21 protein-coding genes and 3 pseudogenes are annotated in these 25,187 nt (G+C 60.5%); 15 read left to right on the forward strand and 9 right to left on the reverse strand.

The features are described 5' to 3' along the window. Positions 1-19: 19 nt before the first annotated feature. Positions 20-1,660, reverse strand: a complete 1,641-nt coding sequence (locus tag QMO82_RS06525) for an extracellular solute-binding protein (protein ID WP_183609342.1) — start codon at positions 1,658-1,660, stop codon at positions 20-22. 337 nt (positions 1,661-1,997) lie between these two features. Between QMO82_RS06525 and QMO82_RS06530 the strand changes: the two genes are divergently transcribed. Then, the gene (locus QMO82_RS06530) at positions 1,998-3,065 is read left to right on the forward strand and encodes an ABC transporter ATP-binding protein (protein WP_183609343.1); all 1,068 of its coding nucleotides are present in this window, start codon (positions 1,998-2,000) and stop codon (positions 3,063-3,065) included. A gap of 55 nt (positions 3,066-3,120) precedes the next feature. Here the strand turns inward: QMO82_RS06530 and QMO82_RS06535 are convergent, their stop codons facing one another. From QMO82_RS06535 to QMO82_RS06550, 4 genes are read right to left on the reverse strand one after another with little or no spacing between them, the layout of a single operon-like run. Beyond that, positions 3,121-4,560 carry a coniferyl aldehyde dehydrogenase gene (locus tag QMO82_RS06535; RefSeq protein WP_183609344.1) on the reverse strand — a complete coding sequence of 480 codons (1,440 nt, stop codon included), beginning with the start codon at positions 4,558-4,560 and terminating at the stop codon, positions 3,121-3,123. Between the two features lie 21 nt (positions 4,561-4,581). Beyond that, a complete protein-coding gene (locus QMO82_RS06540) occupies positions 4,582-5,688 on the reverse strand; it encodes an NAD(P)-dependent alcohol dehydrogenase (protein WP_183609345.1) in 1,107 nt (368 codons plus the stop codon). Positions 5,689-5,725: 37 nt separating this feature from the next. After that, a complete protein-coding gene (locus tag QMO82_RS06545; protein ID WP_183609346.1) occupies positions 5,726-6,550 on the reverse strand; it encodes a p-hydroxycinnamoyl CoA hydratase/lyase in 825 nt (274 codons plus the stop codon). 42 nt (positions 6,551-6,592) lie between these two features. Then, positions 6,593-8,179, reverse strand: coding sequence for an AMP-binding protein (locus QMO82_RS06550; protein ID WP_183609347.1), 1,587 nt, complete (start codon positions 8,177-8,179; stop codon positions 6,593-6,595). Positions 8,180-8,377: 198 nt separating this feature from the next. Between QMO82_RS06550 and QMO82_RS06555 the strand changes: the two genes are divergently transcribed. The 8 genes and pseudogenes from QMO82_RS06555 (at position 8,378) to QMO82_RS06585 (ending at position 15,677) form a co-directional block, all read left to right on the forward strand. Then, positions 8,378-8,863: a MarR family winged helix-turn-helix transcriptional regulator gene (locus QMO82_RS06555; RefSeq protein ID WP_183609348.1), complete on the forward strand. Its 486-nt coding sequence runs from the start codon at positions 8,378-8,380 to the stop codon at positions 8,861-8,863. A gap of 404 nt (positions 8,864-9,267) precedes the next feature. Further along, positions 9,268-10,068, forward strand: coding sequence for an SMP-30/gluconolactonase/LRE family protein (locus tag QMO82_RS06560; RefSeq protein ID WP_183609349.1), 801 nt, complete (start codon positions 9,268-9,270; stop codon positions 10,066-10,068). A gap of 20 nt (positions 10,069-10,088) precedes the next feature. Further along, a pseudogene (locus QMO82_RS33775) lies at positions 10,089-10,157 on the forward strand (ArsR family transcriptional regulator); the annotation flags it as partial. A gap of 18 nt (positions 10,158-10,175) precedes the next feature. Then, positions 10,176-10,679 carry an SRPBCC family protein gene (locus QMO82_RS06565; protein ID WP_183609350.1) on the forward strand — a complete coding sequence of 168 codons (504 nt, stop codon included), beginning with the start codon at positions 10,176-10,178 and terminating at the stop codon, positions 10,677-10,679. A 334-nt stretch (positions 10,680-11,013) separates the two neighbouring features. Next, a pseudogene (locus QMO82_RS06570) lies at positions 11,014-11,685 on the forward strand (DUF938 domain-containing protein). Positions 11,686-11,895: 210 nt separating this feature from the next. After that, positions 11,896-13,005: a sulfite oxidase gene (locus tag QMO82_RS06575; RefSeq protein ID WP_210305835.1), complete on the forward strand. Its 1,110-nt coding sequence runs from the start codon at positions 11,896-11,898 to the stop codon at positions 13,003-13,005. A gap of 288 nt (positions 13,006-13,293) precedes the next feature. After that, positions 13,294-13,920, forward strand: a complete 627-nt coding sequence (locus QMO82_RS06580; protein WP_183609352.1) for a bifunctional 2-polyprenyl-6-hydroxyphenol methylase/3-demethylubiquinol 3-O-methyltransferase UbiG — start codon at positions 13,294-13,296, stop codon at positions 13,918-13,920. Between the two features lie 350 nt (positions 13,921-14,270). After that, complete coding sequence (locus QMO82_RS06585) at positions 14,271-15,677, forward strand: adenylate/guanylate cyclase domain-containing protein (protein ID WP_183609353.1); 1,407 nt, start codon at positions 14,271-14,273, stop codon at positions 15,675-15,677. Between the two features lie 192 nt (positions 15,678-15,869). Here QMO82_RS06585 and QMO82_RS06590 read toward each other — a convergent pair whose 3' ends face one another. Further along, positions 15,870-17,987: a carboxy terminal-processing peptidase gene (locus QMO82_RS06590; protein WP_183609354.1), complete on the reverse strand. Its 2,118-nt coding sequence runs from the start codon at positions 17,985-17,987 to the stop codon at positions 15,870-15,872. Positions 17,988-18,100: 113 nt separating this feature from the next. Between QMO82_RS06590 and QMO82_RS06595 the strand changes: the two are divergent. Further along, positions 18,101-18,402 (forward strand): annotated as a pseudogene (locus QMO82_RS06595) (adenylate/guanylate cyclase domain-containing protein); the annotation flags it as partial. Between the two features lie 259 nt (positions 18,403-18,661). Here the strand turns inward: QMO82_RS06595 and QMO82_RS06600 are convergent. The 3 genes from QMO82_RS06600 to QMO82_RS06610 form a co-directional block, all read right to left on the reverse strand. Continuing rightward, positions 18,662-19,372, reverse strand: a complete 711-nt coding sequence (locus QMO82_RS06600) for a molybdopterin-dependent oxidoreductase (protein ID WP_183609388.1) — start codon at positions 19,370-19,372, stop codon at positions 18,662-18,664. 88 nt (positions 19,373-19,460) lie between these two features. Continuing rightward, positions 19,461-20,111, reverse strand: a complete 651-nt coding sequence (locus tag QMO82_RS06605) for a cytochrome b/b6 domain-containing protein (protein ID WP_183609355.1) — start codon at positions 20,109-20,111, stop codon at positions 19,461-19,463. Between the two features lie 9 nt (positions 20,112-20,120). Next, a complete protein-coding gene (locus tag QMO82_RS06610) occupies positions 20,121-20,612 on the reverse strand; it encodes a hypothetical protein (protein ID WP_246718369.1) in 492 nt (163 codons plus the stop codon). A 285-nt stretch (positions 20,613-20,897) separates the two neighbouring features. On the opposite strand from QMO82_RS06610, the gene QMO82_RS06615 reads away from it, so the two are divergent. The 5 genes from QMO82_RS06615 (at position 20,898) to QMO82_RS06635 (ending at position 25,080) form a co-directional block, all read left to right on the forward strand. Beyond that, entirely contained in the window at positions 20,898-21,569 is a 672-nt protein-coding gene (locus tag QMO82_RS06615) for a heavy metal response regulator transcription factor (protein WP_183609357.1), read from the forward strand. Positions 21,570-21,607: 38 nt separating this feature from the next. Next, the gene (locus QMO82_RS06620) at positions 21,608-22,966 is read left to right on the forward strand and encodes a heavy metal sensor histidine kinase (RefSeq protein ID WP_246718370.1); all 1,359 of its coding nucleotides are present in this window, start codon (positions 21,608-21,610) and stop codon (positions 22,964-22,966) included. Between the two features lie 454 nt (positions 22,967-23,420). Beyond that, positions 23,421-23,594: a hypothetical protein gene (locus tag QMO82_RS06625; RefSeq protein WP_183609359.1), complete on the forward strand. Its 174-nt coding sequence runs from the start codon at positions 23,421-23,423 to the stop codon at positions 23,592-23,594. A 72-nt stretch (positions 23,595-23,666) separates the two neighbouring features. After that, positions 23,667-24,152, forward strand: coding sequence for a hypothetical protein (locus tag QMO82_RS06630; protein WP_183609360.1), 486 nt, complete (start codon positions 23,667-23,669; stop codon positions 24,150-24,152). Further along, positions 24,127-25,080, forward strand: a complete 954-nt coding sequence (locus QMO82_RS06635) for a hypothetical protein (protein ID WP_183609361.1) — start codon at positions 24,127-24,129, stop codon at positions 25,078-25,080. The genes QMO82_RS06630 and QMO82_RS06635 overlap by 26 nt, the downstream gene beginning before the upstream one ends. Positions 25,081-25,187 lie beyond the last annotated feature (107 nt).

A 25,187-nucleotide genomic window follows, 5' to 3' on the forward strand; every position in this document is an offset into this window, starting at 1 on the left:
GCGCGTTTGTGTCAACCGGTCAGAGCCCGAGGCTCGCCCGATAGAGTTTCAGCTGGCTGTCGCGGCCGATCTGGTCGGTGATCTTTTCCCAGGCGGCGGCGATCGCATCCGCGGTTTCCTGTGCCGACTTGTACTGTCCGGCAAAACCCTTCGCCAGCTCGTCCTCGGCGACGGAATAATATTGGAAGATACCAGGTATGCGCGGTTCGATGGCGGCGTTCGGGTGGTTGTAGCTGTCCGCGTTCGAACCGAGATAGTCCTCGATATAGGCGCGGTCGTAGCCTGCCTTCTGCCATTCGTCGTAGTTGAAGTTGGACTGGCGGTAGGGCTGGAAGCCGGAGGGATAGGCCGACGTCCACAGCGACAGATCCTTGCCGCCGAGATGGGCGGCAGCCGACCAGGCCGCCTTCCGCTTCTTCTCGTCGCCGGAGACCTGCTTGGTGACATAGATGCCCCAGCCGAGATAGGCCATGTTAGGCGCTTCGTTATACTTGTCTTCCCATTGCCCGGTCTTGCGGTTGTAGACCCGGTTGGAGCCGCGGTTGATGCCGAAACCGACCACGTCGCCGACGACCGAAGTGTCGGAGGTGCGGGCGCTGGAGCCGACATCGCCCCACCACATCAGCATTGCGCCGGTGCCTGCCAGGAACTGCGAGAAGGCTGTGGTGCCCGGATCCGCATTGATCTGGTCGGCCGGATAGGCCTTGGCAGCGATCAGATCCAGGACATCCTGGATCGCCTGAACCCAGGCGGGATTATTGACCAGCGGCTTCATGTTATCAGGATCGAACAGCCAGGCCGGGTCGCCCGGATATTTGGCATAGGCGGTCGCGCGGTTCTCGATGAAATAAAAGCCGAAACCGCCCCAGCCCTTGAGCGGATCGAGATAGCCGTAGGCCGGCTGACTGGTCAGCGGATCGGTCTTGCCGATCAGCGCTTTGGAAGCCGCGTTGACTTCCTGCCAGGTCTTCGGCGGCTCGGTCATGCCGCTGATCGAGCCTTCGCCGAAGTAATCCTTGCGATAGGCGAAGGTGTGGCAATCACCGTCGATCGTCACGCGGTAAGTTTTGCCGCCCCAGGTGCCGACCGGCGGCTTCAGGTAGCTCACCAGATCGTCGGCCTCGATCTGCTTTCCAACCCAGTCGGGCATCTCGTCCAGAAGTCCACGGCCGGCGGTATCGCCTTCGAAGGGAGCCCCCATTTCCAGGATGTCGAAATCAACCGTACCGGTTGCGATCGATTGCTGAAGGCGGGCGTTGTAATCGGCCTGGGCAAGATCGATCCAGTTGATCTTGGCGCCCGTATAGGCCTCCCACGGCTTCAGGAAACCGCGAAACAGGAAGTTGTGCAGATTCTGGTTGTTGAGCCCCATGAAGGTCAGCTCGACGCCGGCGAACTCGCCCTGCTTGACATTGCCCTTGGTCGGACCGAGGCAGAGCTCGCCGACCTTCTGCCAGTCTGCATCCGTCGGAGAGCCCTTGCCGACGCCCGGAATCTGCAGGATCTGGGCGCGAACATCGTCAGCGCCAAACGCCATGCCGGGAATCCCCCCGATGGCGCCCGAGACGCCGAGCAAAGCCGCGGCACTGGCCGTTCCGCGCAAAACGTCACGGCGGCTTGCCTGACGGCGCATCAATGCATCGTATATTTCAACTTTCATATCTTCCTCCTCCACGTTTCCTAGCGCTTTCGCCAGCCGGTCTTGCCGGGCCGCTCCCGTCCAATTTTAAGACTGGCTCGATGCAGAACTATCTGGTAAGCAAGAAATGAAACGTTTCATATCCTGCTTGAAACCGCTCCTCCCGGTCTCGCCGGCGAGCATCAGGCGGCAGGCGGGAAAAGTCAACAAGAAATGAAACGTTTCATGGAGGAGGTTCGACGGGTGCTTTTGAGGAGGCGCACCGGCCGGTTTGCCCGGCCGCAATCTCTCGAACACACGGCAAGACATGCATGACCCTTGAGGCAGCTCGGGGGCGCCGAAAGCAAGTGGGAGGCACATGGCTGAGGTCAATATTTCAGGGGCGCGGAAGGCTTACGGCGCCGTCAATGTCCTGCATGGCGTGGATATAGAAATTCGCGACGGCGAGTTTGTGGTGCTTGTCGGCCCGTCCGGTTGCGGCAAATCCACCCTGTTGCGCATGGTGGCGGGGCTGGAAAGCATCACCGGCGGCACCATTTCGATCGGCGACAAGGTCGTCAACAATCTGCCGCCGAAGGACCGCGATATCGCCATGGTCTTCCAGAGCTATGCGCTCTATCCGCACAAGACCGTTGCCGAAAACATGGTTTTTGCGCTGCGCCTGCAGAAACAGCCGGCCGAGGTCATCAAACAGCGCCTGCAGGCGGCGGCCGAAACCCTCGACCTCGTGCCCTATCTGGACCGTTATCCGCGCCAGCTGTCGGGCGGCCAGCGGCAGCGCGTGGCAATGGGCCGAGCCATTGTCAGATCGCCGCAAGTGTTCCTGTTCGACGAGCCTTTGTCGAACCTCGACGCCAAGCTGCGCGTTCAGATGCGCAAGGAGATCAAGGAACTCCACCAGCGGCTGAGAACCACGACCATTTATGTGACGCATGACCAGGTCGAAGCCATGACCATGGCCGACAAGATTGTGGTGATGCAGGGAGGCAAGGTCGAACAGATCGGCACACCGCTGAAGCTTTACGACCGCCCCAACAACACGTTTGTGGCAACGTTCATCGGCTCGCCATCGATGAACCTCCTGAAAGGCCGGTACAAGGCCGATGGCGCTATCTTTGTCACGGAGACCGGCGACGAGATCGCACTTGGTTTCACACCTGATGCAGCCGACGGCCAGGCCGTCCTGCTCGGCGTTCGACCCGAACATCTGTCGCTGGCTGCAGGTGGCTTGGGGGCGACGGTCAGCGTCACCGAACCCACCGGCCATGAAACCATGGTGTTCCTGCGCTACGGGGCCGGCGAACTTGTCGCGGTGTTTTCGGAACGCCACGAGTTTGAACCCGGACAAGTCGTAACGGTGGCTCCTCGTACCGACAAGCTCCACCTATTTGATGCCGGGTCGGGTAAGACGCTGCGGCTCGATTGAGCCCCGGCGCCTCGGCACCGCAACTCTGCGATGCCGGCGCTTCTCTGTTGCTTGACTACTTGCAGATCGCCGCCGCCAGAAAGCCGCGCATCGCCTCGCCATAGGGCGGCCGCATCATATACTCCGCTTCGACCATCTTGCTCTGGTGATAGACGGCGCGCGGATGTGAGAAGGCGAGGAAGCCAAATTTGCCGTGATAGGCGCCCATGCCGGAATGGCCGACGCCGCCGAAGGGCAGGCCTTCGGCCGTGACGTGGCTCATGCAGTCGTTGACCGTCACCCCGCCGGAGGTCGTATTGCCGAGGACACGGCGCTCCTCTTCACCATCCCGGCTGAAGTAATAGAGGGCGAGCGGGCGCGGCCTCGCATTGATCCGATCGATGACGTCGGCGATATCGCGATAGGCAATGACCGGCAGCACCGGGCCGAAGATTTCTTCCTGCAGCACGCGCATGTCTTCGGTGGGGTCGAGGATCAGGGTCGGGGGAATGCGGTGGGCCGATTGCTGGGAGAAATTCTCCGCCGCCGGGTTGATTTCGACGATCCCAGCGCCTTTGGCCCTGGCGTCGTCGATCAGGCCCTGGACGCGGGCGTGATGGCGGCCATTGATGATCGAGGTGTAATCAGGATTTTCCTTCAGCGCCGGATACATCGCGCCGACCGCCGCCACCGCATGTCCGGCAAAGGCGTCGACACTTTCCTCGGGCACATAGACATGATCCGGCGCCAGGCAGATCTGGCCGGCATTCAGCGTCTTGACGGTCATGACACGGCGCGCCGCATCTGCGAGATCGGCCGAGCGGCCGACGATGACGGGCGACTTGCCGCCGAGTTCCAGCGTCAGCGGCGTCAGGTTTTCCGCCGCCGCGCGCATGACATGATGGGCGATCGCCGTTCCGCCGGTGAAGATCAGATGGTCGAAGGCAAGCGATGTAAAGGCCGTGCCCGTCGCCGGTCCGCCCTGAACGACTGATATTTCCGTTTCGTCGAAGGCGCCGGCGATGAGCTGCGCCATCAAGGCGGCTGAAGCCGGCGTCACCTCCGACGGCTTGATCATGGCGCGGTTGCCGGCGGCGAGAATGCCGGCGAGCGGCGCAAGCGCGAGCTGATAGGGGAAATTCCAAGGGCTGAGGATTCCGACAACCCCCTTCGGCTGATAGACCACTTTGGCGACCGCATCCGGAAACAGTGCCTCGTGCTCTTCCGGCTTCAGCCATTCGGCAAGATGGGCCTTGGCATATTTGAGCGAACCGACGCAGGTAAAGACATCGAGAAGCAGGCTTGCCTCGACGCTGCGGCTGCCGAAATCCTCCGAGAGCGCCGCGGCAATCGCGTCCTTATGGTCGACGAGAAGAGCAATGACGCGGTCGATGCGATCGAGGCGGGTCTCAATGCTTGGCGGCCCTTCCTTCAAGAAGGCTGCCCTTTGCCGGTCGAGCAGCGCCTTCATGACGTCGGGGCTGGTATCGGTGGCGATTGGGGTGACTGTGTTCATTGTTTCCTCCCTTGAACGGTGTCAGACGGCCGGCTGGCGCACGATCGGTTTCAGTACGATGCCCTTTTCCGAATCCTCCACCGCTTGGTTGATGTCGGCAAAATCATAGAAGGTGACGAGCCGGTCGAAGGGGAAGCGACCCTGCCGATGCAGGTCGATCAGCAGCGGGATCAACACGTCGGGATTGGAATCGCCCTCGACGATGCCGCGCACCCGGCGTCCGCCGGACAGAATATGGGTGAGGTCGAGCGTCAGCGTTGCCCCGTGGGGCGAGGCCCCGACGATACCGCAAGTGCCGCGCGGCGCCAGCACCCGCACGCATTGATCGATGACGGCAGGCACGCCCGAGGCATCGATCGCATAATCGACGCCGGCGCCGGTCATCGCCATGATCGCGGCGACGGCGTCGCTCGCCCTGCCGTTGACGATGTCGGTCGCCCCGAGTTCGGCGGCAAGCGCCAGCCGCGTCTCGTTGACGTCGACGGCGATGATCCTGGAAACGCCGACGACCCGCGCCGCCATCACGGCGGCAAGCCCGACGGAGCCCATGCCGAAGACCGCGAGCACTTTTCCGGGTTCGACCTTGAGCGCGTTCATGACCGCGCCGGCGCCGGTCTGGATACCGCAGGCGAGCGGCCCGAGCAGCGCCAGATCCGCATCCCTGGGCACTTTCACGATATTGCGCTCATGACACAGCGCATGGCTGGCAAAAGAGGATTGCCCGAAAATATTGCCGTGAACCCGCTCCCCCTCGCAGGAGAGCCCGCTCGATCCATCGGCGCGCGCACCGAAGAAATTGCGCGGGAAGAATTCGTGGCAATAGGTCTCCCCGTGGTCGTTGCAGCTCGGGCAATGACCGCAGGAATTGAAGGTCATGACGACGTGATCGCCGGGCACCACCTTGGCAACGCCCGGCCCGACACGCTCGACGATGCCGGCACCTTCGTGGCCGAGCACGACCGGCTGCGGCACCGGCAGGTGCTGGTCGCGCATGACGATGTCGGTGTGGCAGACCCCGGTTGCGACGACGCGAACCAGGATTTCCCCCTCGCGCGGCTCCTCCAGATCGAGCCTTTCCAGCGAAAACGGCATATGCGGCGCACGCGCCACCGCGGCATGGATTTTCATTGCGTCCTCCTCCCGATGATCGGCTCGTGAACTGTTATCAGCGGCCGCGCTTGTAGGCGCCGAGCCCCGGCTGATAGGTCTTGTCGTCGAGGAACTGCTTCAGCCCCTGATCACGCCCCTTGGTCTTGTCGAGAAACAGCATCTGCTCCAGCTTGGCGTAGATGTAATCGTCGGCGAGATCCCATGGCAGGTTGCGCACGCGCTTGTAGGTGTCCTTGGCGGCCTTCAGCGTCACCGGGTTCTTTTCGAGCAGGCTGGCGCAGATCTTGCGCACCCGGCTTTCAAGCTCTGCCAGCGGCACGGCCTCGTTGACCAGCCCCATTTCGGCGGCCTTGCGCCCGCCGAACAGTTCGCCGGTCATGATGTAATAGAGGGCGTCGCGGTGGCGCATCACCTCGGCGACCGCGCGGGTGACGTTACCACCAGGCAGAATGCCCCAGTTGATCTCGGAGAGGCCGAAATTCGCCTCCTCGGCGGCGATGGCGAGATCGCAGGAAACCAGCGGCGTGAAGGCGCCGCCGAAGCACCAGCCGTTGACCATGGCGATCGTCGGCTTTTCGAAATACATCAGCCGGCCCCACCAGTTGCCGGACTGCCGCCGGGCCTTCAGCGTGACGTCACGCGGCTTGTCGTCATTGTCGCGGAAATATTCCTTGAGATCCATGCCGGCCGACCAGGATTGCCCGGCGCCGCGCAGGACGAGGACACCGCAGCGCTCGTCGCCCTCAAGTTCGTCGAGCACCTCGAGCATCCGGGCATTCAGCGCCGGATTCATGGCATTGCGCTTTTCCGGACGGTTGAGGGTCACGAAGGCGATGCCGTTGTCGAAGTCGACAAGAACGGGGGATTCGATATCAGTCATAGGGGTACTCCATTGGTTTTTTGGTGAAAGGGCGGGGCCGCTTCACAAAGCCTGTCGTTGAAGGGTTTCATCGGAATGCAGCTGGCGCAGAACATGTTTCTGCACCTTGCCGGAGGCGGTGCGAGGAATGGTCTCGACGAAGAGGATGCGTGCCGGGCGTTTGAAGGCTGCGAGCCGTGCCGCGCAATGGCCGGCGATCTCCTCGCCCGTCGCCACAGCGCCCGGCCGCAGCACGATATAGGCGATGCCGCATTCGCCCCACCTGGTGTCGGGAATACCGACGACGGCGACATCGAGAATATCGGGATGGCTGACGAGTGCGGCTTCGACCTCGGCGGGATAAACATTCTCGCCGCCACTGATGTACATGTCCTTCAGCCGGTCGACGATGCGATAGAAGCCGTTGGCTTCGCGCCGGCCGAGATCGCCGGTGCGGTACCAGCCGTCGGTGAAGGCGGCGGCGGTTTCCCCGGGCTTGTTCCAGTAGCCTGGTGTCACCGCCGGCCCGCGCAGCCACAGTTCACCGATCTCGCCATCATCGACCTCACGACCGTCTTTGTTGACGATGCGAATGTCGAGCAACGGCGCGGGTAGACCGACGCTGCCGGGATTGTCCTGCACCGCGCGCCGGTCGATCGGCACATGCAGCACCGTTCCGGCCTCGCTCATGCCATAGCCGTTGACCAGCGCAACGCCGTCGTCGAGATAACTTTCGATCAGCGCCTGCGTCAGCGGCGCGCCGCCGACGAAGAGCGCGTGCAGGCCGGAAAGAGCCGCAGCGCTATAGGCGGCATCGCCACGCAAGGCGAGCGCGATCTGCGGCACCGCGAAATAATGGGTGATGGCGCGCTGCCGGTCGGCAAGGGCTGCGAGCGTTCGCGCCGGCGTGAAGCGGTCGGAGACGACGAGCGCGCCGCCCAGCATCAAGGTGGTGCGCGCCACCGCAATCAGCCCGATCGTATGGAAGAACGGCAGATCGCACAAAGCGACGGTTTCAGGCCCGATCTCGCCGACAAAGGAGAAATTGACGGCGGCAAAGAAGGCATTGCGGCGGGTGATGACGACGCCCTTCGGCTGTCCCGTCGTGCCCGACGTGTAGAGAAGGACGCAGGCTCCATCGGCGTCGGCGGGCACCGGTCCGGCCGGAAGGCTGGCCTCGATCCGGGCGGCGAGCCCGGCCGGACCGCCTGATGTCGACATCACTGCCATCGCGGGATCGGCGTCCGCAAGGCGCGCCACGTCAGCCGAAAACTCCTCGTCGTGGACCAGGAGCGCCGGCGCGCAATCGGCAAGGATCGGCCGAAGCTCGGCGGCGTTGAGGCGCCAGTTGAGCGGAACGTAGATGGCGCCGGCACGCTGGCAGGCAAAGGCAAGCACGATCGAATCGATCGAATTGCGCGCCAGCATGGCGACCCGCGCCCGATCCCGCCGCACTCCGAGCACACCGGTCAGGAGGCCGGTGCAGCGGGCGATCCGCGCATCGAGTTCGGCATAGGTGAGCTGTCGGCCGGTGGCAATCTCGAACAGAGCCTGACGATCCGGTGCGACGCCGGCGCGGTAGAGGATCGGATCATCCTTCATCAGTCCGCAATCTGCCGACGAAGCCACCCCGGAAAAGGAACGCGCCATTATTTCCTCCCATGCCCGTTGCTCCCACAACAGGCACCAAATTTGTATGTAACACATACTAATATCTTTTCTCGGAGATGCAAGAGCCGTTTGCGGCATTCCACTCATCCGGACGGGCACGGGAGAAATCGAGACCGGCGATATTGACTAACCCGCTGATTTTGATGGTTATGGCGCCTGAACCAGGCGAGACAAACAATGACCAAGCAAGCACCGCAGGACGATGTCGAGGGCGAAGAGGCGCCCGTAACACCGCCGCTCGACGTCGGCCGGCTCGGCGATCTCTTGGGTTTTCATCTACGCATGGCGCATGTCGCGATCTATCGCGACTTCGCCGACACCATGGAGGCGCTGGCGCTGACGCAGAAACAGTTCGCAGTGATGGAGCTGCTTGCGGTCAATACCGGGGCATCGCAGATCGACCTGGCCAATACGCTCGGCACTGATCGCGCGACCATGATGGCCCTCGTCAATCGGCTGGCAGCCCGCGACCTGATCGAGCGCCGGCCTTCCCAGGCAGACCGCCGCCGCCAGGAACTTCATCTGACCGAGGCGGGACGCGCCATGCTCGCACAGGCGCGCAAGCTGATCGACACGCACGAGCAGCGTTTCATCGACCTGTTTTCGCGCGATGAGATGGATGCGCTGCTGGCTGCGCTGAAGCGAATCTATAAGATAAACTGAAACCGGTTTTCGCTTTTCCCGGCGGGCCTGGGTTCAGACCCCACTTGCAGCAGAGAAGCATCATGAGCGCTCCCGGCTCAAACCGGTCATAGGCTTCGAAGAAACTTAAATTTTCCGCGACATCTCATGGATGAGAAGATGCCCGATTGGTTCCCGATTCACGAATTCCGCCTGTAAAGCGCGCCCCTTGTCAGACCGACATCGGCCGTTAGCTCGTCCATTGCACGTCAGCCTCACTTTCGCGGCTGATCCAGGCGTTCTCCGGATGTCAACGCCGCTGGCACGGGAGATACGGCCGTAATTGCCCTTTTTCGCCGGACAAGTGTCGGCATTGGCTTCGCTTACTCGTCTTTACAACGTGGCTCCATTCGACGGGCCAGGGTGTAGAACGACAGGAGGCCGAAATGAACAGGACAAGGGTTCGGTTGGAAGACCGGGGGCTGGTCGAATGCCCACGATGGCATGACGGCGAGCTGTGGTTCGCGGATTGGACAAGCGGCGAAATCCTCACCTTGAGCGAGCACGGAACTGTCGGGGTGGCGACAACCGCGAAAGCCCCGCCCCTGTCATTCGACTTCGGACCACAGGGCGACATGTACGTCATCGAGTCCGGGGCATCGCATTTGCTGCGGTTCAACGGCTCCGGACTTGAACAGTTCGCCGAATTGGGAGCGGTTGGCTGGAACGAGATCGTGATCGATCCGCAAGGCCGTATCTACGTCAACGGACCCGCGATCCTGCTGATACATCCCGACGGGACGGTCGAAACACAAGCGGAAGGCTTTCAGTTTCCGAACGGAATGGCTCTCTCTCCGGACGGACGTACACTGGTTTGCGCCGAAAGCTGGGCGAAACGGCTGACATCGTTTGACGTCGCCGCCGACGGGAAACTCTCCCATCGAAGGGTTTGGGCCGATCTTCCCGGGCCGCCCGATGGCATATGCTTCGACGCTGACGGCGCGATCTGGTACGCCGACGTACCCAATGCCTGCTGCCGCAGGGTTCGTGAAGGCGGCGCGCTACTCGATGAAGTGCAGCTTGATCGCGGCGCATTCGCCTGCATGCTGGGCGGACCTGATCGAACCACCCTCTACATAACTGCCGCCAAATGGTTCGGGATGGACAAGATGGACCAGATGGGCGGGACTGGCCAGCTCTTGTCCGTCGAGGTCGAGACAGCCGGGGCGGGATGGCCCCACGGCTAGTCGGCATCTAGCCGCATCGAGACACAATCGAGGCGCATCGCAGGCTCTTCGAGGCCCGCTTCGAAGCATTGGACGAAAGCATCAGCTAAATGAAACGGGAGGAAGTGATGAATCAGCAAGTTTACAGTGCAGGTGGTGCTGAGAATCGCACGTCAGCCGAGCGCAGAGGGGATCGCGAACTCGTCGTAACGCGGGCCTTCGATGCGCCGCCGAGCACGGTTTACAGGGCGTGGAGCCAGCCCGAGCTCTTCCAGCGCTGGTGGGTGCCAAAATCGGCATCCGGCGTTTCGCTCGTATCGTGTGAGATGGACGTCCGTACCGGCGGCAAATATCGGCTGGAATTCGGCGCCGGCGGTTCGGACACCATGGCCTTCTATGGCAAGTATCTCGAGGTGGTGCCGAACGAGCGCATCGTCTGGACCAACGACGAGGGCGAAGAGGGCGCGATAACGACCGTGACCTTCGAGGACCAAGGCGGGAGGACACTCGTGAAGTTCCACGAGGTCTATCCGTCCAGGGAGGCGCTTGAAGAAGCACTACAGGGCTCGGCGGCTGCATTGCCGGAGCAGTTCGAGCAGCTCGACGAATTGCTTTCCAGCAAAGGTGAGTAGCGCGGGTCGGGAAACTCGCCTCGAGCGAACCTCTGCTCTTGGGAGGTGACTCCACCGGCCTTTCCGGCCGGAGCCGGGGCGCAAAGCAGCCTTATCTCTGGACAACGAAAAAGTCCGCTTAGGGGCGGAAAGCCGTCGGTCGGCTTCCGGGCTCCGATTTTCGAAAGCAGCCCTTGAGCCCGGCGGGCGCGTGATCTGACGCGAAGTGGACGTCCGATCGCCCTCGGCCGAACGCACGCGCCGGCGCCCCCTTCGTAAGTCCGAAATCCTTGGTTTCAGTTCCATCATTTCAGCTATAAGGTGGGAGCCATCGCCCCAAGGGGATTCAAGGCCAATGCCCCCAGAGAAGAAGGACCGTTCGCCTGTTGCGCTGGAACAGCGCGACATAAGCGCCGACCAGCGCATGTTCTCACCTTCCGTTGCGCGAAATTCGGCGCCGATCGTCGCGGTCCTAAAACGTGTCCTTCCAACACGTGGCGCCGTGCTGGAGATTGGATGCGGGACCGGCGAGCACGCCGTGTGTTTTGCGGGAGCAATGCCCAACCTCACCTGGCAGCCGAGCGATCCGGATGTCGACGCCCGCACCAGCACGTCTAGCTGGATCAAATTCGCAGGGCTGAAGAATGTGCTGGCACCGCGGGATATTGATGTGTGCTCAGGACAATGGGGCGTCGAACAAACGGGGCATTTCGACGCCATCGTGTCGATCAATATGATCCATATCGCGCCATGGGCGGCAAGCTTAGGATTGTTCGCAGGAGCTGGCCGTTTGCTTCACACTGGTGGGCTTCTTCTTCTCTACGGCCCGTTCATGCGCGACGGCGCACACAACGCCCCCTCGAACGCTGCTTTCGACGCGGCTCTAAAGGAGCGGAACCCATCCTGGGGTGTGCGTGATATCGCTGATCTTGAACAAGTGGGTGAGACCGCTTGACTTAATCTCCGCGAGACGATCGAGATGCCTACCAACAATATGTTGCTGGTCTTCTCCAGCGGTGGTGCCTGAACGACAAGCGGGCGCGAAAGAGACGTGGGCCTATAGCAGCATTCGGCCCCTTTGCTGCCGTACGAGGTCGATCCGAGGAACGTGCGGTATGTGCTAGAATGCGGCCCGAAGGCGGAATGCGACCGACGCACTGCGGGGGGCGGTGTGATCGTACCGGAATTCGCGCGACCGAGAGCCGACGTTGTGCTGTTGAAAGGGGAGACGAGGACGATGCCGACACCACAGCAACCCAGTCTGATAGTGCGACAGAAATCCCCACCGAATATCGAGTTTCCGTTTGCGTCGCTCTCCGATTGGCTGATCCCAACCGAGCAGTTCTTCGTGCGAAACCATTTCCCGTCGCCGGAACTCGATGCGCGAGACTGGAGATTGCGCGTTGGAGGGGCGGTGGAGCGGCCGATCGAACTTGACCTCGACAGCATCAAGGCGATGCGAAGCACGACTTTATCAGCCGTCGTAGAGTGCGCAGGGAACGGGCGCGTCTACTATGAGCCGCCGAAGGAGGGGTTGCAGTGGCAGAACGGAGCCGTCGGCAATGCCGCCTGGACAGGTGTTCTTCTGCGCGAGATTTTGGAAATGGCGGGCGTTAAGCCAACCGCATGTGAGGTTCTGCTCGCAGGCGCCGATAGCGGCGTCGTCGACACGAACAAGAAAACGGCTTCTCCCGGCCCCATCGCTTTTGCGCGTAGTTTACCGCTTGAGAAGGCCATCGCTGACAGCACGATCCTTGCCTATTCGATGAACGAGGAGCCGTTGACGCGCGATCACGGCTACCCGCTACGCGCGGTCGTGGGCGGCTGGTTCGGCATGGCCTGGGTCAAGTGGATCACTGATATCACGGTTGTGGAGCAACCGTTCCTTGGCTACTGGCAGGCGCGCGACTATTTCCGTTGGGAGCGCAGCCTCGGGGAACCCAGGCTGGTCCCCCTTGCGGAGATGGAGGTCAAAGCGCAGATCGCGCGCCCCGTACAGGGGGCGCGTCTCATCGCCGGCCAACCGTACCGGATTTTCGGAGCCGCCTGGGGCGGAGAGGCTGCTATCCGACAGGTGCAGGTCTGCACCGGAGATGGCAGGGGCTGGCGCGAGGGAAGGCTCCTCGAAACAGAACGTCCCTTCGCATGGCGCTTGTGGGAGTACATGTGGACCCCTGAAGAAGTGGGGCGATATATACTGCGATGTCGCGCGATCGATGGGGCGGGGTGCGTGCAGCCCGACCTCCAGCGTTCCGACTGCGAGAGCTACGCGGCCAATTGGATCGTTCCGGTGGAGGTTACGGTCGTTCCCGAGCCACAGACATACGAGGAGGAATTCGTCATCTAATCGCCCCGCATGGGGTGGAATGGCGGCTTTTGGCGCAACTGCGGCCCGCGTTGTCACTGTGTCATGTCCGCTTTGCAGCAACAGCGACGGGTGGCTCTATGAGCATTGTGGGGGCGCATTGCCGCCCGGCAGCATTGGCAATCGGTCGGTGGTGTCTCTGATCGCATTTCTGCTAAAGCTGGGAAGCAAATTGTCCGCGATGTCACCCACTGCCGGAGTATGAACGGCGCTACGGGCTGATGGGCATCTCGCTCATCGAGCCTCTTGTCTTGAAGGAGGAGCGCTAGGATGGGCACCGACCGGGATACCGTGCGGTCTTATGATACGGTCGCGGCTGACTACGCTGCAGAGGCTGCGGCGATGCCCGAATGGGTCGCGACAGAGATCGATGTGTTCGTGACCGCGCTGGGTGGCTCGGGCAGAGTGCTGGAGATCGGAAGCGGCGGCGGGCGCGATGCACTTGAGCTTGAGAAGCGGGGCATTAGCGTCCGGCGCACCGACATTTCGAAGGGTTTCGTCGAACTGCTTCGCGAGGGTGGCTTCGAGGCCGACCTGTTGGACCCGCTGACCGAAGACTTGGCCGACCCGCAGCGGCCCGGCACGCCGTACGACGGGATCTGGGCCTGTGCCTGCCTGATTCACGTCGCGCGCGAGGATTTCGGCACGGTGCTTGGAAAGCTTGCCGAGGCGACCCGGACCGGTGGCCAACTGCACGCCTCGGTTAGAGAGGGCGACGGCGAGGATGTGTCCACACACGGCAGTCCTGCAGCGCCGCGGCGCTACGTCGAGACGTACTGGCGCGAGTCTACCCTGCGGTCCGCACTCACAGACGCCGGCTGGATCGTCAGCGAGGTACGTCGGTGCGTCGGAAAGCCCCATGATCGGTGGCTGAGCGTTCGGGCGAGTCGGGCGTGACGCACACAGACCTGCGGAAATGGCCGGTTGTGGCGCGACTAGGAACTTCAGGTGGTCGTCGCAATGTCTGCTTGCGGGCGAAGGCAAGATCGCCTCTATGGCCGACATGGGGGGCGCAGACCGGAAGCACTGATGGCCATCATTGGCTCGAAGCACTCACGGTTTTTTCATTGACCATGTTGCGACGAAGCGATCGGGGATCGTTGGCTGCGGCGCCCTACAAATGAACAGTCCAAGTCGCTTGGGCAGTAGGCAGCTCCGAGCCTATAGATTTCTATTGGGAAACTCCCGTGTTATGATCGCGGTCCTGGCGTCGTCCGCCGTGGGTTCTGCGCACGGAGACCTGTCTAATGAGCGAAGTGGACGTCCTTTTTGCCGCCCTGCGACAGGCCGCTGACCCGCAGACGGTTGACTGCATCGAAAACGTCGTCAGGCATGGCTCGGATCGCGATCTCAATCGCATCAATGCGCTCGCCTTCGCCGGCAAGCATCATCTCGATGAAGAGAAAACCATCGCAGCGCTTCTGCATGCCGCCCGCATCGGCGCGTTCGAGATGACCTGGAATGTGCTTTGCCCGGGATGCGGCGGCGTCCTTGACAGCGGCGCAACCCTCAAAGGGGTCTCCCAGGAGACGTACCATTGCGCGCTCTGCGCAGCCGGATACGAGCCGACGCTCGACGAGATGGTCGAGGTAACATTCACGGTCAGCCCGCGCGTGCGCAGGATTGCCGCCCACGACCCCGATCTCCTGCCTCCGCTCGAGTACTACCGCCAAATCTTCTTCAGCTCCGGTGTCGATTTGCCGGAGGACCTGGAAGCGAGGTTTTCACGCATCCAGCTGGAGATGATCGAGTTGGCTCCGGGCGAGAAGGCTTTCGTCTCCCTGCAACTGCCGGCGCAATTCGTCATCATCTTCGATGCGGTCACCCACTCGGCGCAGTTCATCGACGTGAAGGGCGAGCCCACCGACGAACGTCAAACCCTCTCGATGGTCATCAGCCGAACGCATGCGCTGAACGAAACGCTGACCCTTCGGCCCGGTCTGCTGCGGCTCACCCTCGAAAACCACACCGATCGCAGGGTGGTACCGAACGTCTGTATCGCAGGAGATGACCTGCACGACCTGTTGGGCCGCAGGCGGCCTTTTCTGACAGCCAAGCGCCTGCTGACCAATCAGAGCTTCCGCGACATCTACCGGACCGATACGCTCGACGTCGACCAGCGCCTCAAGATCACCAGCCTGACTTTCCTCTTCACCGACTTGAGGGGCTCGACCGCGCTCTACGAGCGCGTCGGAGATCTTGCCGCTTTCGATCTGGTGCGGGCGCATTTCAGGGTTCTGCACGAGATCGTCGCCACGGAGGCCGGAGCGGTGGTCAAGACCATCGGCGATGCCGTGATGGCGACCTTTCCGAGCCCGGACCGCGCGGTGGCGGCTGCACTCAGGATGCGCGAGGCGATGCTTCGGTTGAATGCCGAACACGGTAGCGACGATCTTCTGCTGAAGATCGGCATCCATGAAGGCCCTTGCCTTGCCGTCAACCTGAACGACCGGCAGGACTATTTCGGCCAGACCGTCAACATTGCCTCCCGCGTCCAGGGCCTTGCCGATCCCAATGTGATCATGACGACCGAGGCGATCGTCGGCGATGCCCAGGTTTCGGAGATCCTGCGCGACAGCGGCATCACATCGGCCTCGCGGATGGCGGAACTTCAGGGCATCGGCAGAGAGGTCAGAATTTTCGCCCTGTCCTGAGCTTCCACTGTTCTTCGCGCGCATTGCAGCCCGGCATGAACATCGGTGCAGGCCGCGCCTGCCGGCGAAGGCCGACAGGAAGCCCACATGCCGAAGGAGTGACCGGGCCACGTGGCCGCGGCATTCCCTCGGCAATCCTACGGCTGCGAAAACATGATCAAAGCTGCGCTCGCCGTTGCGCCGGCCAGATGGCTATTTTCCGTTTTTAGTTCCCGCTTGTTGTGGAGCGGCCTGTGGCACGCCTGTCTGCAAATCCGCCTCATCGGCAAGAATGGCGGCGGCTTCATCAAGCAAGGCGTCTTTTGCATTTTTGCGGGCATTTTCCATGGCAATATCGGCGCTCAGGCTGCGCTCGTCTGCCTGCAAGCCATCATCTCCACCGAGATCTTCGCCATCACCTGCCTGCGCGCGAGACTTGAACCGACTTTCCCGCGCCGCCGCTTCCTTGCGACGTTCGGCTTCGTTGAGGGAAACAACCCCTTTCTCGCGCTGTGCCTTCAGGTCGGCAATGTCTTTGATCAGGCGCTGGAAGTCCGGATCGCTCTTGACCCGCGCATCATGGCGGCTTTGCAATGACGGCAGCAGTGTTTGGATCGTCTCGTCGGGGGTATAGCGCGCCGGCTTGATCTCAGCCCACGGCAGGGCATTGTCATAACTGGTCTCGCCGAAAGCAGTCGGATCGGACAGTCCCGGCAGGCTGAGATCGGGCGTCACGCCGCGCAGCTGCGTCGTACCGCCGTTGACCCGGAAAAACTGGGAAATCGTCACTTTCAGCTCCCCGAATTCGGGTTTGCTGTTGTGAACCACCTGGTCGAGATCGACGACTGTCTGAACGGTGCCCTTGCCGAAACTGGGTTCGCCGATGATCACACCGCGACCGTAATCCTGGATTGCCGCGGCAAAGATCTCTGAAGCCGAGGCCGAACCGCGATTGATCAGGACGCCCATCGGGCCCGTCCAGACAGGTGCTGCAAAATCAGCGCTTCTGACCGCGATCTTGCCATCGCTGCCGCGCTGCTGAACGACCGGGCCATTGCCGATGAAGAGACCTGTGAGATCGATCGCCTCATCCAACGAACCGCCGCCATTGTTGCGCAGGTCGATGAGAACGCTGTCGACCTTTTCCTCGTTCAGTTCGCCGAGAAGCTTGGCGACATCGCGGCTTGCACTCTTGTAGTCCTTGTCGCCTTTGCTCTTGGCTTCAAAATCCTCATAGAAGACCGGCAGCGTAATGATGCCGATTTTACGCGTGGCATCACCCGCCTTCACGGACAGCACGGTTTTCCTGGCAGCCTGCTTGTCGAGACTGATCTTATCGCGCACCAGGCTGACGACGCGATGCGCGGCATCGGCGCCGGCATCGGCCGGCAGGATATCCAGGCGCACGACGGAGCCTTTCTTCCCGCGGATCATCTGCACGACTTCATCAAGGCGCGTGCCCACCACTTCCTTGATCGGCCCATCCTTGCCCTGGCCAACGCCGGTAATGCGGTCTCCGACCGCGAGCTTGCCGGACAGCTGCGCCGGCCCGCCAGGCACCAGCTCACGGATTGTCGTGTAGTCGTCGCGCTCCTGCAGCACGGCACCGATGCCGAACAGAGAAAGCTTCATCGAGACATTGAAGTCGGCTGAAGCGGCCGCGCCGAAATAGTCCGTGTGCGGATCGACAGAGGTTGCAAAGGAGTCCATGAACGACTGGAAAACGTCGTCGCTTTTAAACTGGTAAGCCCGCTCGAGTGAGTTTTCGTAACGTTTGTCGAGGGTTTCGCGAATAGCTGCGTCGGTTTTGCCGCCCAGCTTCAGCCGCAACCAGTCGCTTTTGACGCGCTTGCGCCAAAGCTCGTTGCTCTCCGCTTCCGACTGCGGCCATGGCTCCTTATCGCGCAGCACCGAAAAATCTTCCTTCGCGCCGAAATCGAAGCCCTGTTTCAGCAGGCTGCGCGCGTAGGTCATCCGGTCGACAACACGCTGCTCATAGGCGTTGAAAATCGCAAACGGGATCTTCAAGTCCTGCTTTTCTATCGCATCGTCGATCTCGCTGCGGTCAGCCATGAACCTGTCGACATCGGCCTGCAGGAAGAGCATGCGGTCCGGATCAAGCGACTTGATGAAGCGATCCATGACCTTGGCCGACAAGGCGTCGTCGAGCGCAACGGGTTTGTAGCTGTATCGCGACAGAAATTGTGCGCTCAACTGAGCGGCCTGCGCCTGCCGCTTCAGCGGCGCCAAAGCCGGCGGTGAGGCAACTTCAGCATATGCGGACGATGCGATTGCAAGAAATGCTGCAAGAAAAACGTAGGGTATGCGCATTCAGCGTTGATCCAATTCAGACTGCCTGATGTCGATGGGTGATCTAGGTGAGACAATTATGGTCTTTTGGCAAGCAGGTGGCAAATGACATGGTTGGCAAAGCCGCGAAAACTGAGGCGATGCTTCAACTAAATACCGAACACGGCAGCGACGAGCTTCTCCTGAAGATCGGCATTCATGAGGGACCATGCCTCGCAGTCAACCTGAACGACCGGCAGGACTACTTCGGCCAAACTGTCAAGATCGCCTCCCCCGCCCAGGGCCTTGCCGATCCCAATGTGATCATGACAACCGAGCGATCGTCGGGGATGCCCAGGTTTCGGAGAACCTACGTGACAGCGGCATCACATCGGCCCCGCAGATGGCGGAACTTCAGGGCATCGGGAGGGAGCCCACAATCTTCGCATCGTCGTGAGCTTGGTCTTCTTTTGTAAGCGCTGTTTTGTCCCCCACCTTACGGATTGGCGGTTGATCGTTGATGGTTATGCCTGAACAGGGCTTCGCCATATGAGGATTTGAACCGCGCCGGGTTTGCCGGAGGCTGTCTACGCCCTAAACCGGTCACGATCACGTGGGCGAAAAGTCAATAGCACGATAGGGCCTGCTTTGGATTACGGCCCATACCTCTTCTCAATCGCAATCACCAGTTATCTCTCGGATGCCGCGATCTCGCATCACAGACCACTAAACCAGTTATAACCTTGGTCCTCCCAGTAGCCGCCGGGATATTCGTTGGTTATAAAAATCGCTGCGATGTGCTTTGGGTTTTTAAAACCCAACTTCGTCGGCACCCTCAGCTTTAGAGGATAGCCGTATTTCGCAGGCAGCGGCCCCTTGTCGAAATCCAACGCAAGGATCGTTTGCGGATGTAAAGCAGTCGGCATGTCAAGGCTGGTGTAGTAGCGGTCCGCGCATTTAAATCCGACATAGCGCGCTGTCAGATCTGCTCCGATCCGCTCAAGAAAACTGCGCAGCGGAACACCGCTCCACTCGCCGATGGCGCTCCATCCCTCGATGCAGATGTGCCGGGTAATCTGTGACACCTGCGGCAATACGCGCAGATCCTCGAGGCTCCAGAACCGTTTATTGTCGACCAATCCAGACACTTCCAAACGATATTCGGACAAGTCAATATCGGGAACGCTATCTTCAGGGTAGAAGGCATTGAACGGAAAAGGCCGCGTAACATCAGTTGGCCCATAGGTGGGGGCAAGCTTGTTTTGGCCGAACAACCAGGCTTGCGCGCGATCGTTCCATCGCGACATGGCCCAGAGGATCCTGTCAATAGTGTCGCCGTCCTGGAGATTGCACCCCGATAGCATAGCGACAGCGCCGAGCGAGAGAGTTTGCCGAAGGAAAAAGCGCCGTTGAAGGTTTTCGAGCATTGGACGATGATCGCGCGAGGCGACATTTTTCCGGCTGCTGGGCAAGACGTCGCGCTCTTCGAGCCCGACCGGGAACTTGTCAAAGGCCTCAGGCTTTTTCGTCACGATCGGCACGCCTCTTGTGATTGGAAGAACTCGTTCCGGTCACCATGGACAGCAATGTCTGGGGAACCAAGATTACCATCACTAGGTGGAGGGCGGTAAAACAAAGGATCGCCGCCATGCCCAGGAAGTGGACGACGCGGGCAAAATCGAATCCACCGAATAGCGCCGTCAGCGGAGAGAACTGCACAGGTTTCCAGATGGCCAGCCCAGAAGTGACCATGAGCACTCCGAGCAGAAGAACGGCGATGTACAACGCCTTTTGAATGGTATTGTAAGACCCCGACTCGTGCCGCAGCCTGAAAGCCAGTGCCAAACGGACATCACGCAAAAGCTCGCCTAGCCGCACTGGGAACATCTGCCGGCCCAAATACCCGCTTGCGACTCCGAACAGGAGGTAAAGTAGTCCGTTACCGACCAGCAGCCACATGACGGCAAAGTGCCAGATTGTCGAACCACCAAGCCACCCCCCGAGCGTTACGGCCGGAGGGAAGCTGAAATCGAAGATCGGATGGGCGTTATATATACCCATCCCGCTCGAAACCATGCACAGCATGGCAAACGCGTTGATCCAATGAGTGATGCGGATCACCGCAGGACGGAACACCGTGCGCAAATGTGGGACTCGTAACAGCATCGGGATACGTTACATGGGAGGAGCGATGCCATTTGCGCCGACATTTACCGCAAATGCCGAGAGCGATTCGTCACCAGCCTTTGCTGCGAGCAGAAGAACCTTCGCCCCGATCTTTAGCACCGAGCGATCGGCCGGTTCGATGCTAACAATCGGAACGTCCGCCGGGATGAAGACTTTCTTTTCCCCGCTCTCATATTTGACCGTCAGTGTCCGTCCGTCCGCACCCAGGATGCTGCCAACGGAACCATTGGTCATAGTGCTGTTCGGCTGCATGTCCCACGGCCCGCTCCCTTCTCCGACACCACGCATGGAGGGAGGAAAGATGTGAACCTCCAGGGCCTTGAGGGTGCCATCCGCCTGTGGTGCAGCCGCCGTGCCGATATAGCTATCCGGTTTTATTGCGCTCAAATCGGTCAGCATAACGGAGGCTATTTTGGTATCGGCACCGATTTTGATACCGACATCCTTACCGTCCCGTGTACGCACCTTTAGTTCGTTCACTGTTACGCCGGTGAGTGAGCCGCGGACGCGCACGGGCTCAGTGGCGTGGGCGACGCCGACGGCGGTGGAGCAGAGGACTGTGGCCGTTAGCGCTGCAGCTAGGAAAGGGGATCTCGTGGGGTTGAACATTGACGCTGGAACTCCAATACAGGACAGAACGATGCGATGAGTAATCTGGGAACTGCCACCGCAGGGTGACGCAACGATGACAAATTTGTCATCCGCCGTTCACGGAAATGTCTCAGTCGAGACATTAGTCAAACTCAGTTCTGGAGTGCGATAGGCGTGGCGATTCTGATAATCGAAGACGATCCGAAGACCGGTGACTATCTCCGCAAGGGACTGAAGGAGAATGGCTATTCCGTCGATCTGGCACGCACGGGTATTACCGGCCTGCATTTGGTAATGGAAAACGCCTACGAACTGGTCATCCTTGACGTCATGCTTCCCGGGCTCGAAGGGTGGGAAGTGATCCGCCGCATTCGGCTGCACCGCGATCTGCCCGTCATTTTTCTTTCGGCTCGTGACGATGTGAACGACCGTATTCGGGGACTACGCCTCGGCGCCGACGATTATTTGGTAAAGCCTTTCTCATTTGTAGAACTGGAACTGCGTATTCGTACAATCCTCCGGCGCGGCATCGTGCGCGAAAACGACACCTTTGAGGTGGCGGACCTGAAGCTCGACGTGCTGCGCCGAAAGGTTACGCGCGGCGGCGTCGAAATCGCCTTGACCAACAAGGAATTCATGCTTCTTCATCTGTTGATGAAGCGGCAAGGTGAGGTTCTCTCGCGCACGCAGATCGCCTCGGAAGTCTGGGACATGAATTTTGACAGCGATACGAATGTCGTTGACGTCGCGATCAAGCGACTGCGGGCGAAGGTTGATGCGGCGTTTAACCATAAGTTGATTTCCACGATCCGAAGCGTCGGATATAGCCTGAGCAGCGAAGCATGACCTCAGGTGCAAGCCGACCGTCGTCCCTGATGTTGCGAATGACGGTATCCTACGTCGCAGTCTTGTGCATTCTCAGCGTGACCCTCGGCACCTATTTCTATCATTCCGTTCGCCAGTCTCAGGAGCAGCGTATCGAGTCCCTTACTTCCGGGCGCGCCTCCTACTACGCCCGGCTCGTCCATGAAATGTATTCGGTGGCTGAACTGCATGACCGTCCCCTGCTGATTGCGAGCATGCTCGGTGCAGAACGCGACGTTCTCGTCTTTCGGCGTCCCTCCGGAGAAGTTGTCATCGAGGTCAATCAGGACGAGATCCCGCTACCGCAGCTTCTTCCAGACACGAAAGGCCACGGCTTTGCGGCGGTCGCCTTCAAAACGACGACTGCCGCTGGTACCGAGGTTTATTGGGCATCTGCACGAACAACCGCCCTGCAGAGCAATTCGCCACTCGAAGTGATCGCCGGATATCAGATGACAAACGAGCGCGCGATGCTGGCTGCTTATCGGGAACGAATCATACTGTCCACGGTTGCTGGTGTGGCCGCCGCGACATTAGTTGCTTATGGATTGCTACGGCGGGGACTGCGACCGGTCCATGACATGGCGGCCAAAGCTGCCGAAATCCATCCGGGGCGCCTCGATTTGCGCCTCGATCCCATGGCCGCCCCGGCCGAGCTGCGCGCGCTCGCCAGGGCATTCAACGCCACGCTCGATCGGCTGGCGGATGGCTACCAGCGCCTATCGCAATTCTCCGCCGACCTCGCGCACGAGATCCGAACGCCGCTTGGCGTATTGATCGGACAGACCCAGGTGACGTTGGCTAAGCCCAGGACGTCCGATGAGTATCAACTCGTCCTCGAATCCAACTTAGAGGAGTTTGAACGGCTGAGCCGGCTGGCCGAAAATATGCTTTTCCTCGCTCGGGCTGACCATGGCAGTCAGCAAATTGAGCGGACGCGGATCGATATGGGCGGGGAACTGCAGAAGATCGCTGACTATTTCGAAGGTCCGGCCTTCGAACGCAACGTGAGCTTCAGCATCGAAGCCGACGGCATAGCATGTGCCAATCTGGATCTCTTTCGGCGCGCGGTCAGCAATCTGGTCTTCAATGCTATCCGTCACGGCAGGGAAGGATCGATCGTTCGGCTGTGCGCCACAAGCGCCGGGGACCAAGCGATCGTGGAAGTCGAAAACCGCGGGTCGTCACCTTCGCCGGAACAACTCAGTCGGCTATTTGACCGCTTCTACAGGGCCGACCCGTCGCGCAGTGCTGCGACAGAATCCCATGGGCTCGGTCTGGCGATCGTCGATGCTATTATGCGGCTGCACCGGGGCGAAGCGGAAGTATCCTGTCCCGAACATGACCTCATTCGTTTTCGTCTTTCATTTCCGAATTGAGATGGCGAGTTCACCTTCACCGCGGAAGTTCGCCATGGCGTACCCTGGCACGACTGCGAGCTGGGCAAGCGTCAACAACTAAAATCTTCGGTTGCCGGGATGCCGACATTCCGGCCGCTTCGGTTAAACGCGCAGTATGACTCAAGCTGCAGGCCGATCATGCGGCCTGCCGTGCGCGTATCGTCCTTTGATTCCCGCCTAACATGCGCCTCCTGGAAATTGTATTAGACCTGTGCGCGGATAGGCCTTCCAATTATTTTTTGCCAACCGCGACGAATCCACGTCCATCTGCGCCACAGCAGATTGCGGCGAGATGGATGAAGCGAGGTAATACTCTGCGCGTCGACGCAACGGATTGCGAAGCAAGGGAAATGCTTGAGCTTGTTAAGCAGCGTTCGATGGAGTTGCGCAACTGGTAGACAACTTCACGTGCATCACGCGCCACGAAAGTGCGATGTCGAACCGCCACAGCCAGTCGCCGTTTGATGACGAGCGACGGAGTGGAACGACTAAAGGCGATGCCGGACAGATCAATGATGTCGAGCTGTGCTCGTCAGCGACCATCGGCTTTCGTATCAGCGTGAAACTTGAGGCTGAAACCTGTGGCGGAGGACAAGCCTGCGTCTAACTGCAACTTGACATAGTATGTTTGAAAGAAGACTGTTTGAAATCAGACAATTTGAGATTGGTAGCTCCGACAATGACAGTAGAGGCCTGCCCGCCCGACCTTCTTGATCACAGCATCGGTGCGTTCATGCGCTATTTCCAGGTTCACATAAACCCCATCCTGCACCGCGTCGAATTTGAAGGGCGCACCTATTCCGATTACGAAATCGTCGTCTGTATGGCGCTGAACCTCGAGGGGACGATGCGGCCGATGGACCTAAGCCGTGATCTCAGTCTCATCAAAGGCAGCCTGACATCGGTACTTCGGCGCCTGAGGGACCTGGACTTGATCAGGAGGCTCGACATTCCCGGTAACGAGCGCAGCTATCGGGTGGCGCTGACCAACAGGGGGGAGCGCTTCGTTCGCCATCTCATGGAATATCGGCTCAGAATGTTCCGGCAGCTGTTCGCCGACATGACGCCGGAAGACATCGCGGCGACGGCGCGGGGGTTCGACTTGATTTCCGCGTATCTAAAGCGGGTGGAGGAAAAGCATGCTGGGCCTATTTCGCAAATCTGAGCCTGAAACAAAGGCCCATGACTGGTATCACGCCGCTACGCCTGAGGACCGACAGGAATATGACGCCTTCGGCCCTTGGGTCTACCAGATCACCAAGGAAAGCGAAATGCCGTCGCGTTTTCGCTTTGCCTATGCGCGGCACCACGATGCCCGCTTTATCCTAAAGATACCCGTCCATGCTGACCGCCGCGTAATGCGCCCAGGGATGGATCTCTATCTCGCCGTCCTGGCCATCGACGAAAACGGCGTGAGCATCTACCGCCTCGTCGAAAACCGTATCGTCTTCGATGAATGTTCCTGGGACGGCGTCGCGGCCGTCCGCAACGGTTCCGACCTGCTGCAAGGAACCTTTTCGCTCCTGCTGACGAGCGGGAGCGAGATCAAGCTGGCCTTCAACAACGTGTCGAAGCGGTTGATGGAGGATGCGTCCGATTTCGTCAGGAGCCGTTGCGCAAGTCCGGTACAGACGCCGCGCCTGCCGGCGACCGTGCCCAGCATCGCCATCACCGACAACTTCTTCCGCTCAATGTTTTTGATAGCGCAAGGGCGATGCCCTACGCCGATCGCCGCCGCTCATTTCGAGCCGCCCGGTAGTAGGTGCCTCGACCGCGACGGCCGACGCCGAATGACAACCGGCCTCCTACTCCTGTTAGCCCCAGATGAACTGATCATCATCAGTCGCGACCAACCGACGCGCCGGTACTTACAGGACAGTTATTCAGCGCTCACCACCTGCGTTCCGCTGGCCCGCATCGCAGGCTACGACTTCCGCGAAGCCACCACCGGCGGGACGCGGCCGCGCTTCCATGAATTGCTGCTGCGTCTCGGCGCGCAGGACCTGCTTCTTTTCTGCCTCGCGGTTCCCGAGACGGTACTTGCCCGGCTCGACGACCTCGCCATCCCGCGCATCGGATCGAAGACGCTCTAGGCGAGTTTCTCAATCTGGGCGTTCTGCCGTCGACGAACTGACGATCGTCCGGGATGCTGTGTCACTCAGGCCACATTACAAAACTGCATCTCAGAAAGCGGCCGAGG

This window comes from Rhizobium sp. BT04, from assembly GCF_030053135.1.
In the GTDB taxonomy this organism is placed as follows: domain Bacteria; phylum Pseudomonadota; class Alphaproteobacteria; order Rhizobiales; family Rhizobiaceae; genus Rhizobium; species Rhizobium binxianense.

What these genes read in the sequence shown, in the direction of transcription:
- QMO82_RS06525 (WP_183609342.1), bottom strand. Translation starts at nt 1,660, where the DNA reads ATGAAAGTTGAAATATACGATGCATTGATGCGCCGTCAGGCAAGCCGC.
- QMO82_RS06530 (WP_183609343.1), top strand. Translation starts at nt 1,998, where the DNA reads ATGGCTGAGGTCAATATTTCAGGGGCGCGGAAGGCTTACGGCGCCGTC.
- QMO82_RS06535 (WP_183609344.1), bottom strand. Translation starts at nt 4,560, where the DNA reads ATGAACACAGTCACCCCAATCGCCACCGATACCAGCCCCGACGTCATG.
- QMO82_RS06540 (WP_183609345.1), bottom strand. Translation starts at nt 5,688, where the DNA reads ATGAAAATCCATGCCGCGGTGGCGCGTGCGCCGCATATGCCGTTTTCG.
- QMO82_RS06545 (WP_183609346.1), bottom strand. Translation starts at nt 6,550, where the DNA reads ATGACTGATATCGAATCCCCCGTTCTTGTCGACTTCGACAACGGCATC.
- QMO82_RS06550 (WP_183609347.1), bottom strand. Translation starts at nt 8,179, where the DNA reads ATGGCGCGTTCCTTTTCCGGGGTGGCTTCGTCGGCAGATTGCGGACTG.
- QMO82_RS06555 (WP_183609348.1), top strand. Translation starts at nt 8,378, where the DNA reads ATGACCAAGCAAGCACCGCAGGACGATGTCGAGGGCGAAGAGGCGCCC.
- QMO82_RS06560 (WP_183609349.1), top strand. Translation starts at nt 9,268, where the DNA reads ATGAACAGGACAAGGGTTCGGTTGGAAGACCGGGGGCTGGTCGAATGC.
- QMO82_RS06565 (WP_183609350.1), top strand. Translation starts at nt 10,176, where the DNA reads ATGAATCAGCAAGTTTACAGTGCAGGTGGTGCTGAGAATCGCACGTCA.
- QMO82_RS06575 (WP_210305835.1), top strand. Translation starts at nt 11,896, where the DNA reads ATGCCGACACCACAGCAACCCAGTCTGATAGTGCGACAGAAATCCCCA.
- QMO82_RS06580 (WP_183609352.1), top strand. Translation starts at nt 13,294, where the DNA reads ATGGGCACCGACCGGGATACCGTGCGGTCTTATGATACGGTCGCGGCT.
- QMO82_RS06585 (WP_183609353.1), top strand. Translation starts at nt 14,271, where the DNA reads ATGAGCGAAGTGGACGTCCTTTTTGCCGCCCTGCGACAGGCCGCTGAC.
- QMO82_RS06590 (WP_183609354.1), bottom strand. Translation starts at nt 17,987, where the DNA reads ATGCGCATACCCTACGTTTTTCTTGCAGCATTTCTTGCAATCGCATCG.
- QMO82_RS06600 (WP_183609388.1), bottom strand. Translation starts at nt 19,372, where the DNA reads ATGCTCGAAAACCTTCAACGGCGCTTTTTCCTTCGGCAAACTCTCTCG.
- QMO82_RS06605 (WP_183609355.1), bottom strand. Translation starts at nt 20,111, where the DNA reads ATGCTGTTACGAGTCCCACATTTGCGCACGGTGTTCCGTCCTGCGGTG.
- QMO82_RS06620 (WP_246718370.1), top strand. Translation starts at nt 21,608, where the DNA reads ATGACGGTATCCTACGTCGCAGTCTTGTGCATTCTCAGCGTGACCCTC.
- QMO82_RS06625 (WP_183609359.1), top strand. Translation starts at nt 23,421, where the DNA reads ATGTCGAACCGCCACAGCCAGTCGCCGTTTGATGACGAGCGACGGAGT.
- QMO82_RS06630 (WP_183609360.1), top strand. Translation starts at nt 23,667, where the DNA reads ATGACAGTAGAGGCCTGCCCGCCCGACCTTCTTGATCACAGCATCGGT.
- QMO82_RS06635 (WP_183609361.1), top strand. Translation starts at nt 24,127, where the DNA reads ATGCTGGGCCTATTTCGCAAATCTGAGCCTGAAACAAAGGCCCATGAC.